Source organism: Vibrio sp. B1ASS3 (genome assembly GCF_905175355.1).
In the GTDB taxonomy this organism is placed as follows: Bacteria; Pseudomonadota; Gammaproteobacteria; order Enterobacterales; family Vibrionaceae; genus Vibrio; species Vibrio owensii.
The window spans coordinates 293739-308845 of record NZ_HG992743.1; the positions used below are offsets into that span (position 1 = coordinate 293739).

Annotated in this window: 15 protein-coding genes; 7 read left to right on the forward strand and 8 right to left on the reverse strand. The window is 48.3% G+C overall.

The window, feature by feature from the left end; genetic code table 11:
- Window positions 1–75: 75 nt before the first annotated feature.
- Genes KJB05_RS19805 through KJB05_RS19840 form a run of 8 tightly spaced genes read right to left on the reverse strand, consistent with a single transcriptional unit; the run spans window position 76 to window position 7139 of the window.
- Window positions 76–873 (reverse strand): EAL domain-containing protein, encoded by a 798-nt coding sequence (locus tag KJB05_RS19805; protein ID WP_086027696.1) that lies wholly within the window; start codon window positions 871–873, stop codon window positions 76–78.
- A complete protein-coding gene (flhA, locus tag KJB05_RS19810) occupies window positions 866–2956 on the reverse strand; it encodes a flagellar biosynthesis protein FlhA (protein ID WP_208443972.1) in 2091 nt (696 codons plus the stop codon). The genes KJB05_RS19805 and flhA overlap by 8 nt, the downstream gene beginning before the upstream one ends.
- 31 nt (window positions 2957–2987) lie before the next feature.
- The gene (flhB, locus tag KJB05_RS19815; RefSeq protein WP_005435967.1) at window positions 2988–4115 is read right to left on the reverse strand and encodes a flagellar biosynthesis protein FlhB; all 1128 of its coding nucleotides are present in this window, start codon (window positions 4113–4115) and stop codon (window positions 2988–2990) included.
- Window positions 4112–4888, reverse strand: coding sequence for a flagellar biosynthetic protein FliR (gene fliR / locus KJB05_RS19820; protein ID WP_208443971.1), 777 nt, complete (start codon window positions 4886–4888; stop codon window positions 4112–4114). Before fliR ends, flhB begins: the two co-directional genes overlap by 4 nt.
- Window positions 4888–5157: a flagellar biosynthesis protein FliQ gene (gene fliQ, locus KJB05_RS19825; RefSeq protein ID WP_005375036.1), complete on the reverse strand. Its 270-nt coding sequence runs from the start codon at window positions 5155–5157 to the stop codon at window positions 4888–4890. Before fliQ ends, fliR begins: the two co-directional genes overlap by 1 nt.
- A 12-nt stretch (window positions 5158–5169) precedes the next feature.
- Window positions 5170–5937: a flagellar type III secretion system pore protein FliP gene (fliP, locus tag KJB05_RS19830; RefSeq protein ID WP_032802164.1), complete on the reverse strand. Its 768-nt coding sequence runs from the start codon at window positions 5935–5937 to the stop codon at window positions 5170–5172.
- 18 nt (window positions 5938–5955) lie between these two features.
- The gene (gene fliN / locus KJB05_RS19835) at window positions 5956–6324 is read right to left on the reverse strand and encodes a flagellar motor switch protein FliN (protein WP_005435977.1); all 369 of its coding nucleotides are present in this window, start codon (window positions 6322–6324) and stop codon (window positions 5956–5958) included.
- Complete coding sequence (locus tag KJB05_RS19840; protein WP_208443970.1) at window positions 6321–7139, reverse strand: flagellar motor switch protein FliM; 819 nt, start codon at window positions 7137–7139, stop codon at window positions 6321–6323. Before KJB05_RS19840 ends, fliN begins: the two co-directional genes overlap by 4 nt.
- Window positions 7140–7625: 486 nt before the next feature.
- On the opposite strand from KJB05_RS19840, the gene KJB05_RS19845 reads away from it, so the two are divergent.
- The 7 genes from KJB05_RS19845 to fliI are packed head-to-tail and all read left to right on the forward strand — an operon-like array spanning window position 7626 to window position 15105.
- Window positions 7626–8564 carry an OmpA family protein gene (locus KJB05_RS19845; RefSeq protein ID WP_244142874.1) on the forward strand — a complete coding sequence of 313 codons (939 nt, stop codon included), beginning with the start codon at window positions 7626–7628 and terminating at the stop codon, window positions 8562–8564.
- The gene (locus KJB05_RS19850; protein WP_208444051.1) at window positions 8564–9895 is read left to right on the forward strand and encodes a sigma-54 dependent transcriptional regulator; all 1332 of its coding nucleotides are present in this window, start codon (window positions 8564–8566) and stop codon (window positions 9893–9895) included. The genes KJB05_RS19845 and KJB05_RS19850 overlap by 1 nt, the downstream gene beginning before the upstream one ends.
- Window positions 9896–9909: 14 nt before the next feature.
- Entirely contained in the window at window positions 9910–10266 is a 357-nt protein-coding gene (fliE, locus tag KJB05_RS19855; protein ID WP_005435984.1) for a flagellar hook-basal body complex protein FliE, read from the forward strand.
- A 3-nt stretch (window positions 10267–10269) separates the two neighbouring features.
- Window positions 10270–12021, forward strand: coding sequence for a flagellar basal-body MS-ring/collar protein FliF (gene fliF, locus KJB05_RS19860; RefSeq protein WP_005435986.1), 1752 nt, complete (start codon window positions 10270–10272; stop codon window positions 12019–12021).
- Window positions 11984–13003 (forward strand): flagellar motor switch protein FliG, encoded by a 1020-nt coding sequence (locus tag KJB05_RS19865; protein WP_208443968.1) that lies wholly within the window; start codon window positions 11984–11986, stop codon window positions 13001–13003. Before fliF ends, KJB05_RS19865 begins: the two co-directional genes overlap by 38 nt.
- Window positions 13004–13007: 4 nt before the next feature.
- Complete coding sequence (gene fliH, locus KJB05_RS19870; protein ID WP_208443967.1) at window positions 13008–13763, forward strand: flagellar assembly protein FliH; 756 nt, start codon at window positions 13008–13010, stop codon at window positions 13761–13763.
- Window positions 13756–15105, forward strand: a complete 1350-nt coding sequence (gene fliI / locus KJB05_RS19875; RefSeq protein WP_208443966.1) for a flagellar protein export ATPase FliI — start codon at window positions 13756–13758, stop codon at window positions 15103–15105. The genes fliH and fliI overlap by 8 nt, the downstream gene beginning before the upstream one ends.
- The last annotated feature ends 2 nt before the right edge of the window (window positions 15106–15107 follow it).

Here is a 15107-nt window from a genome sequence, read left to right on the forward strand (position 1 = left end):
CGCATTTTAAGGCTGTTCAGACATAAAAAAGGGCGAGTTCTTATTGCTGAACTCGCCCTTTATCGTCACCTCTGTTTATTCATCGTCGAACGATTTAAACGACAATGAAGTGGGGATATCACTGAAATAGCCAAAGTAATAACTCGCACCAAGTAAGCGGTAGCGGTTGAGTTCATTTTGGCTTGCGACTCTTCCGGCTACCCAAGGAAATTGGTTACGACGCAGGAATCGCGCTATAGGTAGGAACGCGTGCTGATCTTGTTTGTTTTCCATGGTGACGGACAGCTTGATCATATCGGGTTCAAACTCAGCAATGCGCTCGAAGTGCGCTTGGCTGGTCGCGATTTCAAACCATAAGGCATACGCGTTGTCTTTCAGTTGTTCAACCAAGGTGGTGACTCGTTCGTGCAGGCACAGGGTTTCATCGGCCTGCAAAGAGGGCACCACATGCTGAAATGCCGCCTTGTGGAACTGAATCATCTGATTCAAAAAATAGCCGCCTGCCTGCCACAGCAAAGCGTCAACACGAATGGGGACGACGACATTGCTGATAAGGTCGGGATGAAAGGTCTCAAGTTGGAACTGTGTTTGGCGCAGCGCTAAATACAAACTGTATAAATCTAAGCAATATTGCATTTGCTCTGACAGTTCAAACTGATAGACACTCTGCTCGCCGCGTAGGCCAAAGCGTAGAGTGAGGTGCTGGTATTCCACCTCGCCAGTTTTGGTTTCACGGATGGCCTGACAGGCGTGTTGAATGTCATTGTGTTTAAGTGCATCAAACACCAGTTGGTCGTCGTCCGTGACAATGTGTTGCAGTGCGAGATCGCACAAATAGTCGTACATCGCTTTTGTTGAGATGAGATTAACCAAGGTTTCCTACCACGTTGATCTGTTTGTTTTCTGGAATTTCATTGTAAGACAGTACCGCCAATCCTTGGGTAAAGGTACGTGCATATCTTGCCAGTAATGGGCGCAGTTGAGGCATGACCAATAAGATTGGCGGCAGCCCTTGTTGCTTCAATTGCTGACGAATCAAAGGCAAGTTCTGTTGGAACTGGCTAAGAATGTTTGGCTCAATTGGGAAGCTATCGAGCATGACAGCGCCTGCGGCTTGAGCTTGTTGTAACGACGTCATCAGCATCTGTTCAAGTTCATCAGACAAGGCGTAGACGTTCAGTTCGTTTTTCTGCCCAGCGACTAAGTTAACCAAGGTTCGCTTGAGTGCGCAGCGTACATCCGCCGCGAGTAAAATCGGATCTTTGGTGTTTTCCGAAGATTCCAGCATGGTGTTAGCGATGGTTCGAATGTCTTTCAACGGCACTTGGTCGAGCAGAAGCTGACGGTAAACCTTAAGTTGCTGTGCTGGCGTTAGTGCAGCGGCTAAGGCTTCGGCCAATTTTGGCGCTTGTGCTGTGAGACGTTGAGTCATGGCTTCAACATCGTCGTGGGTAAACAATTCAGACAAATTGGTCTTCATGATTTTGCTGATGTGTGTAGCGATAACCGTGCCATCGTCAACCACTTGGTAGCCCATGTTCAGCGCTTTCGCTTTGTCTTGATGTTCAATCCAAACCGCAGGCAATTGATAGGCAGGGTCACTGCCTAAAATGCCATCCACTTCGCCATAGGTTTCACCCACAGCAATCGCCATCAAACGTTCTGGCTCGATAAAACCTTGTTCAATCACTTCACCGTTCAGAGCAATGGTGTATTGGTTCGGCTTTAAACTTAAGTTGTCGCGGATACGCACTTCCGGCAGTAGGAAGCCCACTTGCTCGGAGAGGTTGCGGCGAACACCGCGGATACGCTGCGCCAAAGGTGCACCTTGCTCTTTGTTAACCAAGTGAACTAAGCGGTAACCCAACGCAAGAGACAGGGTATGGACATGAGGAATATCGTCCCAAGTAAGTGCGGTTTCTTCTTCCTGCATCGCATGAGAGAGTGCTTCTACTTGGTCGATTTGCGTATCTTGCACCGGCTTTTTGCTCTGTCGCCAGCCCGCAAACGCCAATACTGCTGCAAAGGTGAAGAACGCGAGATGAGGCATTCCCGGAACCATACCAATAACAGCCATGATCGCCGCTACGGTAAACAAGGTTGCCGGTGTTGCAAGCAGCTGCTTGTGCATGGTTTCCGACATGCCGTTATCGCTGTCGTTAATGCGTGTCACAATAATCGCGGCAGCGGTAGCAAGCAACAGTGATGGAATTTGAGCAACAAGGCCGTCACCGATGGTCAGTAGGGCGTAAGTCTTGAAGGCTTCTGATGCTGGCAGTCCGTGTTCGAACACACCAATGCTGATACCACCAATGATGTTGATGAACAGGATCAGCAAGCCGGCAACCGCATCACCGCGAACAAACTTGGACGCACCATCCATTGAACCGTGGAAGTCCGCTTCGTTCGCCACTTCTTTGCGGCGTTGACGCGCAGTTTCTTGGTCAATCAAGCCTGCGTTTAAGTCGGCATCGATGGCCATTTGTTTGCCCGGTAGCGCATCCAAGGTAAAGCGTGCTGATACTTCAGAGATACGTTCGCCACCTTTGGTGATCACGACAAAGTTAATGATCATCAAGATGATGAACACCACCATACCGACCACGTAGTTACCACCGATCACCACTTCACCGAAGGCTTGAATCACCTTACCAGCTGCATCGCCGCCGTTGTGACCTTCAAGCAATACGATACGCGTTGAAGCTACGTTCAGAGTAAGACGCAGCAAGGTTGCGACCAACAGAATGGTTGGGAAAATCGAAAAGTCGAGTGGTCGCTTCGCTGTGGTGCTGACCAACAACACCAAGATCGCTAATACGATATTGAAGGTGAACAGCGCATCCAATAGCAAGGGTGGCAAAGGCAAGATGACCATCGCCAGCACCATCAACAAGACGATTGGAATGCCAATGTAGCCTTTGGTGGAAGTTTGAAGTTGTTTTAACCGGTTAAACATACTCTGGTGTCCTTGGGTAAACGCGGGTTAATCAGTGTTGCAAATGCTTTGGAATTGAAAAATGAGGCAAAGGCGTTGGCTCTTTTCCATCCCCTTTACGGAAGGCTTTCAATTGCAAAACGTAAGTCAGAATGTGTGCCACGGCGATGTAGAGCTGGCTTGGTATGGCTTGCTCAATCGCCGTAGTGTGATAAATCGAACGAGTCAGCGGCGGCGAGTTGATGATCTCGACTTTGTTCTCGCGTGCGATGCGTTGAATGTGCATGGCGGTTTCATCGACGCCTTTTGCCACGACAAATGGTGCATCGGACAGGGATGGCTCGTATTTCAATGCAACGGCGTAGTGGGTCGGGTTGGTGATCACCACGTCTGCGGTGGGCACCATCTTGTCGATTTTACGCCGCGCGAATTGTTGCTGAATTTGACGAATACGCTGCTTAACTTCAGGTCGACCTTCGTTGTTCTTAAATTCTTCTTTCAACTCTTGTTTGGTCATCCGCAGCTCTTTAAGGTGCTCCCAACGTTGATAAGGAATATCAATCACCCCGAACAACAACAGGGCAAAGCCCATCAGCAGCAGACCTTCAAACAGAATCGACATGATCAGTGAGAAGCCTTGGCTGAGTGGTAAGTTTTGCATGCCAAGCAGTGGCTGAAGATGGTTGTCTAGGTAGCCATAAAGAATGCCGAAGATGACTAACACCTTGACGGTGGATTTAACCAGTTCCACCACTGATCGAGTGGAGAAAATACGTTTGATACCCGAGATAGGATTGAGCTTACTCAGTTTCGGTAGCACGTTCGCAGGGCGGAACATCCAACCGCCTAACACCATGCTGCTGCCAAAGGTGACAATGATGATGACTGTGAAGAGAGGCAAGAGCATCTCGATGATCACCGCCAAGCTCTGACCAAGATGCTCCACCAATTGTTTTGGGTTTTCTAGGTCTGCTTTGGTTAGGGTCATGTTGTAACGGAATACCCCTGACATGCTCTCCCAAATGCTATTGAGCTGGGAATAGAAAAACATCGCAACGGCTAAGAAGATTACCGCGGTAGTGAACTCTTTTGCGCGGGGAATTTGCCCTTCTTGACGGGCTTTTTTTACCTTCTGGGGGGAGGCTTTCTCGGTTTTGTCTTGAGACGACTGTTCGCTCATGCGCCCCCCAACATAAAGTTATTTAAGAAACGAATGGTGTCGTGGACTAACGCGGTATAGCGACTTGGCACGCCAGAAACAGAGATCAACACGCTGAACAAACCTAACAGCATGGTCATCGGGAAGCCCAGAGCATAAACGTTTAGAGAGGGCGCGGCTCGGTTCATCACACCAAAGCTGATGTTGGCGAGCAGCATAGAAACGATAGCTGGCAACGCGAGAGCCAACGCAGAAGCAAACATCCACCCAAAGATATTCACGACGCCTTGCAAAGACAGGGAGGTGATACCCGACCCCACCGGCCAAATGATAAAGCTTTGAATGACGATGTCGATAACCAGTAAATGCCCTTCAAGCGCAAGAAACAGCAAAGTTGAGAAGATAAGGAACATGCGACCGAGAATCGCTACGGACAAGCCGTTAACCGGATCGTTCATCACGGCCATACCCAAGCCCATTTGCAATGAAATTGTCTGACCGAGCATGGTGAAAACATTGAATAACATGTGCAGGATTAAGCCGAACATCAGACCCCATATCGCTTGCTCAAACGCTAAGAAAAGCGAGGTCATTGAGAACAGTTCGACTTCTGGCATTGGTGGCATCAGTGGCGCGGTGATCACCACAATCGAGAGGGCAAGCAAGCTGCGAACCCAGACTGGAATCAACGCATCACCAAAAAATGGCATGGAAATGAACACGGCACCGACGCGAAAAAATGGCCACCAAAGCTGACCTAGAATCACGGACAGTTCCGCAAACGTGATCGCCATTAGCCGATCATCCCCGGAATGTTGTGGAACAAGAAATCAAACAGCTCCATGATTTTTCGCAGCATCCAATGACCGGCAAAAATCACCATTAGCAGCGTGACCAACAAACGTGGCAGGAAGCTTAGCGTTTGCTCGTTAATTTGCGTAGCTGCCTGAAATACGGCAATACACAGGCCGACAATCAAACCCGGTACGACCAAAACGGCCACCATCAAGATGATCAGCCAGACAGCATCAGAAAATAGGGTAACGGTGAGTTCCGGTGTCATGATGCGCTCCCACTACCCAAAGCTGGCGGATAGTGTGCCGACCGTCATTGCCCAACCGTCGACCAAAACAAACACCACCAATTTGAACGGCAGAGAAATGATCAGAGGTGACAGCATCATCATACCCATCGCCATCAATACGCTGGCGACGACAAGATCGATGATCAGGAACGGGATAAACAACATGAAGCCGATTTGAAACGCGGTTTTCAGCTCACTGATGACAAAAGCTGGCAACACGACCGCAAACGAAATGTCTTCCACATTTTGGTCGATGGGCTCGTTGGCAATGCGTAACATTTGTTCCAGCGAGCTTTGGTGGGTTTGTGCCAACATAAAGTTTCGCACTGGCTTTTCGGCCACCGAAAACGCCTGCATCAAGGTGATCTCGCCATTGTCATAAGGCTTAAAAGCATTGTCGTGGATATCGGTCCAGACAGGACGCATGATCAGTAACGTCAATGCCAGTGCAATGCCAACCAACACACGGTTTGGCGGGCTTTGTTGTAAACCCAGTGCCTGACGCAGAATCGCCAATACCACGATAATGCGCGTAAAGCTGGTGGCCATGAGTATGAAAGCTGGCAAGAAGCTGAGCGCCGTCATCAACAACAGAATCTGCAGCTTAACGCTGTACTCTTGCTGTGTGTCCCCGTCGGAAACGGATAAGATGGTTAAACCGTTGTCAGCAGCCATGGTTGGAAGCGTAAACAACAGCAAACCAAGCAATGCAATTACCAGCAAAGGTAATCGACGCTGACTGGCACCCAGAACATTCATCGCACAACCCACCTGAAACTATCGACCTACGCTGTTAAGCGCAGAATCATGAACGTTGATCAGGCGCAGGCCATATTTGTCGTTAATGACCACGACTTCCGCTTGCCCCATTAGGGAACCATTTACTTTTACATCAAGCGGTTCGCCATTGAGCTTGTCCAGTTCAATCACGGTTCCTTCACCGGCTTTCATCAAGTCACCCAAAGGAATTTCTTTGCTCGCCACCTCAAGTGTCACGGTAACCGGGATGCTTTTGAAGAAACTCAAATCGCGCTCAGCAACGGGCTCAGGAGCGAAAGCTTGTTCGGTTTCGAAATCTTCTAATTGAAAATCGTCAAAGTTTAATTCATCGGCGTCGAATGCTTGGTTCTCTTGCGCTTCGCTCATCGCTGCGATTCCTTATCTGGGTTAAAGATCAATACAAGCTGACCGTCTTGTTCTGCAACACGACCAGAGAAAAGAGTTTGGTTACCAATGCTCACTGGCACGGTATTGAGAAGTTCGATTGGCAAAATATCGTCTGGCTGCAATCCAACCACATCACTCAGTGCCATGGTTTTCTTGCTCAAAACAACGTTAAGACGTACAGGGGTTGACTCTAACGAGAGACAAAACGGCTGATACAAATCGGCATCGTTATGAAGGGCTAACTGCTCGATCAAAGTTTGAATCATGGTGCTATCAAGCTTGAGATGAATGGCACCTTGGAAGTCTTCAAACGCGATTGAAAGCTCAGCATGCAGACCGATGCCTCGTGGCGTTTCGTATTCGCAGGGCTGCCACATTTCTTGCGGCGCTAGCCAGTTGATGATGATTCGACTGATACGCTCTTGAAGGCGCAGGTCACTCGCGGTCAAGCTAGTAGAAGTACGCTCTGTTGCGGCACCGTAAAAACGGTCAGCCAATTTAATTAATGCTTGTGCGTCTCCGTGGATATATACCATGCCACCATCTTGATGCTGATAAGTGGAGGTTTGGTCTTTATCCAATAACGTTGGCGAGAATCTGTGTAGCTCTACTGCAACTAAATTCGCTTCGATTTTGTTGGTGCTGAGCCAATTTTGTAATTCATTGGTTAGGCTTGAACAAGATTCTGAAATCAAACTTTCGAGCTTTTCACGAATGATATGAATAGGTTTGCCTAGCAACTCTACATCAAGCAATTTGATGTCGGAAATAGGCTCATTAACTCTGCTTTCCATTTATATTTTACCGTGCGTTAACAAACGAAACTGTTTTAACTTAATTGCGGACAGTCTACACAGACTTTTTTATGATCCTTTAGTTTCAACTTTAAAGATTGTGACTTTAGTTCACATGTTGATTTGAAGCTAACCATAGGTACTTTTAATAAAAATTAAAAAGAGTTAGTTTTGACTTATAAAAGAGTTAATAAAAAATTATAACAATTATTAGCTAAGTTGTTGTTAATTCGGTCAGTTTATGCTGATAGGGAAAACAGCGGCTTTTTCAATTTTAGCTTTGTAACTCATTGTTTTGTTGGTCTAAAAAAGTCTTTCGACGAATGCTTCTCTAAGCTGTATGAACGATTAATGACCACTTTTAATATTTCAGAATAGGGAATTAATATGATTACCTATGCCAAATTTTTTCATCCAATGGCATATTTAATTAAACCTTCAATGTCAGGGTTGTGTGATAAATACCTGCAAAGAAGAGGTTTGATAATATTTTCTAAAGTATTCCTATTAGCTGGTTTAACTTCACCTAATTTTTCATTGGCAGGTGAAAAAATCACCATACCCATGGACCTTTCTACTTGGCTATATAAAGGAAATAAATTTGAGTGCAACTTAATGCATTCAAATATTCCACAGGGGAAGTTTTATTTCCTAGCGGAACCAAATAACCAAGTTACATTTATTGCTGACGTTCACAATAACAACAATAAATGGAATAACGTTTTATTGTTTAGTGAGAGCGCTCCTTGGGAAAAAGAGCTTTTAAGGAAAGAAGAGGCTTCTCTTGCATTAACAACAGCAACGAATCAGTTTGCTTTCACGCATGGGACGGAGTCTCTACTTAAAGCCATTACTTCCGGAAGTTGGGTTACGTTGTCACTAAGCGGAAAGAATGATTCCGCCATCAGTGGTGTCACCCTACCAACCATTCAAATTCAAAATGCGTTGGCATCATTCAATCAATGTCGAGCGCAGTTGCCGAAGTTGTCGTACTCCCAAGCTCGTGATGTGAATTTGCCATTCCAGTTTGGCCAAAAAACACTAAGTCGCAGCCAGCAAAGCACTATCGCAGCGTTATACAGCTACATTTCTGTCGATGACCGCATCACCAAGATTCTGGTTGATGGTCATACCGACAATGTTGGCTCTCAATTGGCGAACTTAACCGTATCTCGCCAGCGAGCTGAGCAAGTAGCAGAAGCTCTGGTTCAACAAGGTGTTGACCATTCGTTGATTGAAGTTCGTGCTCATGGCTCGCGATACCCAATAGCAAGCAATAACACGCAAGCGGGACAAGCTAAAAACCGTCGTGTGACGTTGCGCCTTGTTCGAGACAACGAGCGTGTGGTTGCCAAAATCAACGTTGCTACCAACAACGCAGAAGCAAAACAACAAACCCAACAAGAGAAGGTAAAGGTTCAATGATGACGAAAACGGATATTTTGTTGGTTGAGCCAAATGAACACCTCGCTCAACCAGTGCTTGATGTACTTGGGAATGCTGGTTATTTCGCAAGACACAGCCGCACTGGTCGCAGCGCGCTATTGGAAGAGCGAGCTTGCATTACGTTGGTCAGCTCAAACTTACCGGACATGTGTGTGCGTGAGTTTGTCGCTTGTCATCAAAAGCAGCGTAATGCTGGCGTGGTGATTGCGATTGTTGACCAAGAGCAGGGCATTTTGGCGGCGGAGACGATGAAGTCGGGTGCGACGGATTACTTGCTTCGCCCATTTGAAACAAACCAATTGTTGAACTTGCTCAAGCGTGTAGAAGCGTTGGGCAAACCACTGGCAAACATCGTTGCCGAATCATGGCGCAGTAAACAAGTGCTTCAACTCGCGCATCGCGCCGCGTGTACTAATGCTAGCGTGCTTATTACAGGTGAATCTGGCACGGGTAAGGAAGTGCTGGCGCGTTACGTTCATGAACAATCGCCTCGTGATGACGGCCCGTTTGTTGCCGTGAACTGTGCCGCTATTCCAGAATCAATGCTGGAAGCGGTGTTGTTTGGTCACGTGAAAGGGGCATTTACCGGAGCCACCAATTCGCAAAGTGGTAAGTTTGAAGAGGCTAATGGTGGCACGATCCTGCTCGATGAAATTGGTGAAATGTCACCAGCGGTTCAAGCAAAGTTGTTACGTGTACTTCAAGAGCGCGAAGTAGAACGTGTTGGCAGCCACAAAGCGATTCAGTTGGATATCCGAGTGATCGCCGCGACCAACAAAGACTTGCGTGAAGAAGTGCAAAAAGGCACGTTCCGTGAAGATCTTTACTACCGCCTAGATGTACTGCCATTGCATTGGCCGCCATTGCGTGATCGCAAAGAAGACATTCTACCTATCAGCCAATTCTTTATTGAAAAATACCAAGATAGCAGCCGTTGTCATCTGTCACAGGATGCCATTGCTGCGCTGAGCCAGTACCACTGGCCGGGTAATATTCGCGAACTCGAAAACGTCATTCAACGAGCACTTGTCATGCGCCATGGGGATTACATCACTGCTCATGATCTAATGCTGCCGATTGAATTGCTGACGCCAGTGCCTTCCGCTGAGCCTGTTTCTAGCTTTGGTCATGTCGAAGCGAAGAAGCAAGCCGAGTTCCAATTCATCTTAGATAAATTACGTCAGTTTGGTGGAAACCGAACCAAAACCGCCAACGCTTTGGGTGTGTCTACTCGGGCGTTACGTTACAAGCTTGCAGCAATGCGCGAACACGGTATTGATTTACAGTCGGCGCTTGGCTCGGCTGCCTAAAAGGAGAAAAGTAGATGGCAAGTCAACCAACTAATGCAGTCTCAGCAGAGCAGTTAATGCTGTCTAAAATGGAGGCGATGCGAACGCAAGCTCAGCCACCTGAATTTGTTGTGAGTGCAAACCCGTTAGATCAACAGACTTTGAATGCACCGATTTCTTTCTCACAAGCGATGACCAATGTGCTCGACACGGTCAATCAGCATCAATCGGTAGCAAGCCAAAAAATGACCGCAGTTGAAACCGGCGCGAGTGACGATTTGGTCGGCGCGATGGTCGCCAGTCAAAAGGCGAGCCTTTCATTCAATGCTTTGATGCAAGTGCGCAACAAAGTGGTCATGTCCTTTGAAGATATCATGAAGATGCCGGTGTAACCCATGTCAGAACTATCCACTCAAGTGGCCGGAAATTCTGCAATGCACGCCGGCTCCACTCAGACTCTATCCTCAAACCGTGGGATGGATGACGTAACCAATAAACTCAAGCAACTGTGGTCAAGCAGCCAACGTAACTTGGTGCTGTCTGCGGTTTTAGCGGCCATTGTTGCGGCTATCATCGTGGTAGCACTTTGGAGTTCTTCACAAAGTTTCCGTCCGCTTTACAGTCAGCAAGAGCGTTTTGATATTGGCGAAATTGTGTCGGTATTAGAAACTGAAGGCATCAGCTACCGCATGCAAGAGCAAAATGGCCAAGTATTGGTTCCAGAAGGTGAAGTCGCCCGTATCCGCATGTTGCTTGCGTCGAAAGGTGTCAAGGCCAAACTGCCTACGGGTTTAGATTCGCTTAAAGAAGACAGCTCTCTGGGTACGAGTCAGTTTATGGAAACGGCGCGTTACCGCCATGGTTTAGAAGGTGAGTTAGTGCGCACTATCATGTCGCTGAATGCTGTAGCAAACGCGCGTGTGCACTTAGCTATTCCTCGTCAAACCTTGTTCGTGCGCCAAAACACGGAAAACCCTTCGGCTTCTGTCATGTTGGAACTCAAGCCGGGTGAAGATCTTAAGCCTGAACAGGTGGAAGCGATCATCAACTTGGTGGTTGGCAGTGTCACGGCAATGAAGCCAGAATTTGTTTCAGTGATTGACCAATACGGTCGACTATTGAGCGCCGACGTGGCATCTGCTGAAGCGGGTAAAGTCAACGCGAAGTACCTTGAATACCAAAAGAGTGTTGAGAAGCAGATTATCCAACGTGCGGCAGACATGCTAACGCCAATCGTGGGGCCAAGTAACTTCCGCGTACAAGTTGCGGCAGACATGAACTTCAGCCAAGTCGAGGAAACCCAAGAGATCCTTGATAACGCACCAGTGGTTCGCAACGAGCACACCATTCAAAACAATTCCGTTGATCAAATTGCGCTGGGTATTCCCGGTTCTCTAAGCAACCAACCGCCTGTAACCGGGGAAACGCCAACCAACGATAGCCAGAACACCAATGCTCGCTCAGAGATCAACCGTCAGTATGCGGTAGGTAGCAGCGTGCGTCGTACTCAGTACCAGCAAGGCCAAATTGAGAAGTTGAGTGTTTCTGTATTGCTTAACTCGCAAGCGGCACCAGACGGGGTTGCTTGGAGTGAAGCGGACAAAACTCAGATCTCAACCATGATCATGGACGCAGTAGGCATCTCAAATACTCGTGGTGACAGCCTAAGTTTGATGAGCTTTAACTTCACTCCGATTGAGATTGATGCGCCGCCAGCACTGCCTTGGTGGCAAGATCCGACGGTACAGCAGCCACTGCGCTACGTAATTGGCGGCATGCTGGGCTTAGCGATGATCTTCTTCGTGCTTCGTCCTTTGATCATGCACCTAACGGGCGCGGATAAACCAGCACCGGAGCTTGAATTTGCTGAACCACAAGTTGAGCCGGAATACGACAATCTTCAGACCCGTGAAGAGCGTGAGCGAGAAGAAGTGCTTAACCGCAAACTGTCGGAGAAAGGCATTGCCGTGTCGTCTGGCTTGGATGTAAACAGCGACATGCTGCCGCCAGCAGGCTCTCCACTCGAGATTCAATTGAAACACCTACAGCTTATTGCTAACGAAGAGCCAGAGCGTGTAGCCGAAATTCTGAAACAATGGGTAAACATCAATGAACACAGCGCAGTCGACGTCAAAGCAGACGCTTAGTTATGTAGAACAAACCGCACTTGTGCTGTTGGGCATGGGTGAAGATGCGGCCGCCAAAGTGTTGCAGCACTTCAGCCGAGATGAAACCCAACGCGTAACACGTGCAATGGCGAAGTTGAATGGCATTAAGAGTGATTCTGCACGAGGGGTGATTCAACATTTCTTTGAAGATTTTCGTGAACACAGTGGTATCCGTGGTGCATCAAAAGAGTACCTATCGAATACGCTGCGTAAAGCCTTGGGTAATGACCTAGCGACAGGTTTACTCAACAATCTGTATGGCGATGAAATTCGCAACAACATGCAGCGTTTGCAATGGGTAGAAGCAGAAACGTTGGCGCGCTTTATTGTCAATGAACACCCTCAGATGCAAGCTATTTTCTTGGCCTATTTGCCAGCAGACAGCTCTTCGGCGGTCTTGAAGCATCTACCCCAGGACTACCACGATGAAATCTTGTTCCGCATCGCTCAATTGCAAGACATCGATCATCAAGTGGCGAACGATCTGCATGAGTTAGTGGAGTGCTGCATCGAGAAAGTGTCAGCAAGTCAAAGCACACCGCTTTCGGGCGTGAAACAAGCCGCAGACATCATTAACCGATTCGAAGGTGACCGCGCATCCTTGATGGAAATGCTCAAGTTGCACGACGAAAACGTGGTCAACGAAATCGAAGAGAACATGTTCGACTTTATGGTGCTTGGCCGTCAGCGCGAAGAAACCATGGATGCGCTTGTTCAGCAAATCCCGTTGGAATTGTGGGCGGTGGCATTAAAAGGCTCCGAGATTACCTTGCAGCAAACCATCAAACGTTCAATGCCTCAACGCATGGCGAAAGCATTGGAAGACGATATGGAGCTGCGCGGTGCTGTGGTATTGAGCCGAGTACAGCGTGCTCGCCAAGATATCATGCAGATGGTTCGTGAGCTTGATGAAGCGGGCGAAATCCAATTGCTGCTTTATGAAGAGCAAACGGTGGAGTAAGGCAATGGCAGAAAGAGCAACCAACACCATGCGATTGCCACCAAGTGGCTACCGTTTACATCGTTTTCCACCGCTGGCGCAGCCAGTGAATATTGAAGATGATTTCGCGTTAGATAATCAAGGTTGGCAAGACACCCAAGCGGATATCCAACAGCAGCTTGAAGCAGGCTTCCAACAAGGTTTGCAGCAAGGTCATGATGAAGGGTTACGTCAGGGGCTTGATCAAGGCAAACAACAAGGATTGCTTGAAGGGCAGAAAGAAGGCTTCCAGAAGGGATTCATCTCTGGTGAGCAATCAGGTAAGCAAAGCTTTGTCGAAGCGGCGAAGCCCGTCAATGAACTGTTTCAAGCCTTGTCTCGTTGGCAAAATGACAAAGAACAACAGCAGCGTCATATGATTTGTGAGCTGGTGCAGAAGGTAGCGCAGCAAGTGATTCGTGCGGAGCTCACCTTGATGCCGCAACAGATTCTGGCTCTTGTTGATGAAACCTTGTCAGCCATGCCGGGTAAAGCGGAAAGTGTGACCGTTCATCTTAATCCTCAGGATTTGGAGCGAATTACGCAAATCAATGCTGACTTACCAACGGCTTGGAAGTTAGTAGCAAACGCGGAACTACCCGTTGGTGGATGCCAACTCGTGACAGAAGACGCAGAAGCAGACGCAAGCTGCGATTCACGTCTGCAAGCCTGCATGGATAACGTAAAACAGCATTTGCTCGATGAAGTCTCGATGCCACAAGTAGAGACTGAGCATGAGTAATACATTGAGCCATGAACTGTTAAACGAGAGATTGAGTGATGCGTTGGCGTCGCTCGATTCGATTCCTGTTGCGCGAGTGACGGGACGTTTGATTAAAGTGAACGGCTTAATGCTGCAAGCCGTCGGGTGCCGCTTCAAACTTGAACAGCGTTGCTTGGTGGAAACGGCAGAAGGGGACATGATCGAGGCACAAGTGGTTGGCTTTGATCATACTGTGGCCTACTTAATGCCAATTCGCCGCCTAGGGGGCTTGTTCGCTGGCGCCAAAGTGATCCCTCTTGATGGTGACAGTACGGTTCAACTGAGTTCGCAATGGCTAGGGCGTGTAGTGAATGGACTTGGCGAACCTTTTGATGACGGTGCACCGCTTAAGGGGGGAGATCGTGTTTCACTTGAACCTAAACCGATCAACCCACTTAAGCGTCGCCCTGTTGATACACCTTTGGACGTTGGCGTCCGCGTGATCAATGGTTTGCTCACTGTGGGCAAAGGCCAGCGTATCGGCTTAATGGCCGGCAGTGGCGTGGGTAAAAGTGTCCTGATGGGTATGATTACTCAGAACACCGAGGCTGACGTGATTGTGGTGGGCTTGATTGGCGAACGCGGTCGAGAGGTTCGTGAGTTTGTTGAGCGAAACCTCACACCAGAAGCGCGTAAGAAAGCCATTATCGTTGCCGCGCCAGCCGACGAATCTCCGCTCATGCGACTGCGTGCGACGCTACTTTGCCACCGTGTTGCAGAGTATTTTCGCGACCAAGGCAAAGACGTCTTATTGCTGATGGACTCATTGACACGTTACGCCATGGCACAACGTGAAATTGCGCTTTCCTTGGGAGAGCCGCCTGCCTCACGTGGTTATCCGCCTTCGGTATTCAGCGTATTACCTCAGCTTCTTGAGCGAGCAGGTAACAGCGAAAACCTTCACGGCAGTTTAACTGCGATCTATACCGTTCTCGCCGAGGGGGATGATCAACAAGATCCAGTGGTGGATTCGGCGCGTGCAATTCTAGATGGACACGTGGTGTTGTCTCGTCAACTGGCTGAGCAAGGCCATTATCCAGCGATTGATATCAACGCCTCCATCAGTCGTTGTATGAACGCTTGTACCCATGAAGCGCACAGTACGATTGCGAATAACTTCCGTCAGCTTTATTCCAACTATCTGCAAGTGAAAGAGTTATTGCCTCTTGGTGGTTACCAACCAGGGCAAGATCCTGAACTGGATCAGTCGGTTTCTATGTATCCGCATTTACGTGCTTATTTACAACAGTCAGCCAATGAAGCGGTAGACTATCCAACCAGTTTGACGGCGTTAGCGCAGATGTTTCAAAGCGAGCAGTAATC

Coding starts and splice junctions, on each gene's coding strand:
- flhA (WP_208443972.1), bottom strand. CDS start 2,956: ATGTTTAACCGGTTAAAACAACTTCAAACTTCCACCAAAGGCTACATT.
- flhB (WP_005435967.1), bottom strand. CDS start 4,115: ATGAGCGAACAGTCGTCTCAAGACAAAACCGAGAAAGCCTCCCCCCAG.
- fliR (WP_208443971.1), bottom strand. CDS start 4,888: ATGGCGATCACGTTTGCGGAACTGTCCGTGATTCTAGGTCAGCTTTGG.
- fliQ (WP_005375036.1), bottom strand. CDS start 5,157: ATGACACCGGAACTCACCGTTACCCTATTTTCTGATGCTGTCTGGCTG.
- fliP (WP_032802164.1), bottom strand. CDS start 5,937: ATGAATGTTCTGGGTGCCAGTCAGCGTCGATTACCTTTGCTGGTAATT.
- fliN (WP_005435977.1), bottom strand. CDS start 6,324: ATGAGCGAAGCGCAAGAGAACCAAGCATTCGACGCCGATGAATTAAAC.
- KJB05_RS19840 (WP_208443970.1), bottom strand. CDS start 7,139: ATGGAAAGCAGAGTTAATGAGCCTATTTCCGACATCAAATTGCTTGAT.
- KJB05_RS19850 (WP_208444051.1), top strand. CDS start 8,564: ATGACGAAAACGGATATTTTGTTGGTTGAGCCAAATGAACACCTCGCT.
- fliE (WP_005435984.1), top strand. CDS start 9,910: ATGGCAAGTCAACCAACTAATGCAGTCTCAGCAGAGCAGTTAATGCTG.
- fliF (WP_005435986.1), top strand. CDS start 10,270: ATGTCAGAACTATCCACTCAAGTGGCCGGAAATTCTGCAATGCACGCC.
- KJB05_RS19865 (WP_208443968.1), top strand. CDS start 11,984: ATGAACACAGCGCAGTCGACGTCAAAGCAGACGCTTAGTTATGTAGAA.
- fliH (WP_208443967.1), top strand. CDS start 13,008: ATGGCAGAAAGAGCAACCAACACCATGCGATTGCCACCAAGTGGCTAC.
- fliI (WP_208443966.1), top strand. CDS start 13,756: ATGAGTAATACATTGAGCCATGAACTGTTAAACGAGAGATTGAGTGAT.